3 protein-coding genes and 1 pseudogene are annotated in these 2,678 nt (G+C 65.9%); all 4 read left to right on the forward strand.

Annotation, left to right across the window (positions count from 1 at the left end):
- The coding region (gene scnC / locus ACRDUX_RS24145; protein ID WP_526417260.1) for a thiocyanate hydrolase subunit gamma at window positions 1-653 on the forward strand (653 nt) is incomplete at its 5' end.
- Complete coding sequence (locus ACRDUX_RS24150) at window positions 650-1,021, forward strand: thiocyanate hydrolase (RefSeq protein ID WP_526417262.1); 372 nt, start codon at window positions 650-652, stop codon at window positions 1,019-1,021. The genes scnC and ACRDUX_RS24150, both read left to right, overlap by 4 nt.
- 30 nt (window positions 1,022-1,051) lie before the next feature.
- Window positions 1,052-2,356: a H(+)/Cl(-) exchange transporter ClcA gene (locus ACRDUX_RS24155; RefSeq protein WP_526417263.1), complete on the forward strand. Its 1,305-nt coding sequence runs from the start codon at window positions 1,052-1,054 to the stop codon at window positions 2,354-2,356.
- A gap of 116 nt (window positions 2,357-2,472) precedes the next feature.
- Window positions 2,473-2,678 (forward strand): annotated as a pseudogene (locus ACRDUX_RS24160) (HNH endonuclease signature motif containing protein); the annotation flags it as partial.

A 2,678-nucleotide genomic window follows, 5' to 3' on the forward strand; every position in this document is an offset into this window, starting at 1 on the left:
TGGTCGACGAGATCACCGACTTCGAAGTGCTCGAAGTCGCGCTGCGCGAGTTGTGCATCGAAAAGGGCATCTTCACCGCTGCGGAGCATCGCCAGTTCACGGAGTTCGCCGAGCAGATCGGCCCGACTCCAGCCGCCACCCTGGTAGCGCGTGCGTGGCTGGACCCCGAGTTCAAGACGCTCGCCCTCACCGAACCGATGACGGCGAGCAAGGAAGTCGGTGTCGACTGGATGGAGCCCACCGGCTTCGGCACTCCCAGCGACTTCACCGCGTTCCAGATCCTCGAGGACACCCCCACCCTGCACAACGTGATCGTCTGTGCGCTGTGTTCGTGCTACCCGCGGCCCATCCTCGGCAATTCCCCTGAGTGGTACCGCACCCCCAATTACCGGCGGCGCCTGGTTCGTTGGCCACGTCAAGTGCTTGCCGAGTTCGGTCTCTACATGCCCGACGACGACGACGTGCGGGTCCAGGACTCCAACCAGAAGCATCGATTCATGGTCATGCCCATGCGCCCCGAGGGCACCGACGGCTGGACCGAGAACCAACTGGTCGAGATCCTGACCCGTGATTCCCTTGTCGGCGTCGCACTGCCGAAGGCAGGCGTGACGACCAACGTCATCACCGACACGCGCCCGGCCGTCCATCCATGAGTACGTCGGAGGATTCAGGCTCGATCCAACGAGCGCCCATCGCGCCGCTGCAGCGGATCGTCGAACGCGATCAGGTCTGGCCCAAGATGGCCGCGAAGTACGGGGTCGAGAACCCCACCCCGCCGTGGAAGACCAGCTTGGACGGTCTGTGCGACGCTCTCGACCAGGCTGCGTGCGACACCGACGTCCCGACGTTCAAGGAGCGGCGCGACGAGGAGGACACCCTCTCGGCGACGCTGTACTCCGACCTACCCTATCCCGAGAACCAGTTGGTGTCGCTTGCCCACTCCCTGCTCGTCCGCGGCGTCATCAGTGAAGCAGAACTCGAAGAAAGGCTCGTCAGCATCCGCTCCCGCCTGCAATCCTGAGGTCATGACGTTGTCCTCGTGGTGGCGTGGATGACGGAAGATTCGGAGCCACCGGCCGACTCGATGCAGGGGTTCGTCCTCGTCTGCGTTACCTCAGTCGTTGCGGGTGTGGCCATCGGCTTCGTCGGTGGCGCCTTCCGTTGGTGCCTTGAACAGGCCGACGGGTTGCGCACCGAACTTGCCGACTGGGCACACGAACTACCCGGGCCGGGCTGGCTCCTCCTGATGGCCGCCGCCGCGGCAGGGGCGACACTCGCCGCACTGATCGTGCGGTGGTTTCCGCTGGCTGCGGGGAGCGGTATCCAGCACGTCGAGGCGGTCCATCTTGGCGATGCCGACCCACCGCTGCTGCGCCTGCTGCCCGCGAAATTCGTTGGCGGCGTGCTGGCGATCGGATCGGGACTCGTGTTGGGGCGGGAAGGACCGACGGTGCACATGGGTGCCGCGATCGGAGCAGAGGCGGCGCGACGTGCCCGGCTGGCGGACCCCGACGTCAGAATGCTGCAAGCCGCCCTCGGGGGCGCAGGCCTGGCGGTCACGTTCAACGCACCGATCGGAGGGGCTCTCTTCACCCTCGAGGAGGTGACGAAGTCCTTCCGGTTCAGGACCGTTCTCGCGACGATCTTCGCGACTGCCACTGCCGTCGGCTGCTCTCGGCTGATCACCGGGGACCATCCTGACTTTCACGTCGAACCGGTTGCCTCCCCATCGCTTTCGTGGCTTCCGCTGTTCGTCGTCTTCGGACTGCTGACCGGATGCCTCGGTGTTGCCTACAACCGGTTGGTGTTGGGATTCCTCGATCACGTCAAGCGGGTGCCACGGGTTCCCGCCGTCGCGAAGGCGGCCGTGATCGGTGCGGTCATCGGGCTGATGACGTTCATTCATCCGCTCGCGACCGGTGGTGGCGACACGTTGAATCAGCTGCTCCTCGGCGGAAGCGGCATGGCCCTTTCGGCGATCGCGGGGTTCCTGGCGCTGCGGTTCATTGCCGGTCCGCTGTCGTACTCCGCGGCCGTGCCCGGCGGTCTGTTCGCCCCACTGCTGGCCATCGGCACGCTGTGGGGGGTGCTGTTCGTCGGTGGCTTCGACGCCGTATGGCCGGGCGACCAAGCATTCCTGGCGATTCCGATGGCGGTCGTCGGGATGGCGGCGTTCTTCGGAGCTACGGTCCGGGCGCCGGTGACGGCCATGATCATCGTCATCGAGATGACGGCCACGACGTCGGTGACGGTGCCGATGCTGGCCGCCACGGCCGCAGCGGTACTCGTCGCAGAGCTACTGAGATGCCCACCGATCTACGACAGCCTCCGAGAGCGGATGCCCGCCCCCGCGTAGCACGCGGTACCGACACATTCAGGGTCTGAGATCGGGTTCATCCACAGTCGTCGATTCGTCCCCAACCTGGGGTTTTAGTGTGGCGGGCGTCGGAGTAGCCGGTTAGATTCGAAAGCATGTTCGAAGAACTGGTGGCCGGGACTTCCGGTCGTTGCGGGGCCGCCGCAGTGGATGCCTGGACCCGGGTCGAATCCACCTCCTGCGCCCGCCGCCTGGCCGCGATGGTCACCATGCTCGACGCCGCTCACGCTGCGGACGGCTCGGCTGATCGTGAGCAGTGGTGCATCGACAACTGGGCCGCAGTCTGCGCCCACATCGGCGC

The organism is Mycobacterium sp., from assembly GCF_050701675.1.
In the GTDB taxonomy this organism is placed as follows: Bacteria; Actinomycetota; Actinomycetes; order Mycobacteriales; family Mycobacteriaceae; genus Mycobacterium.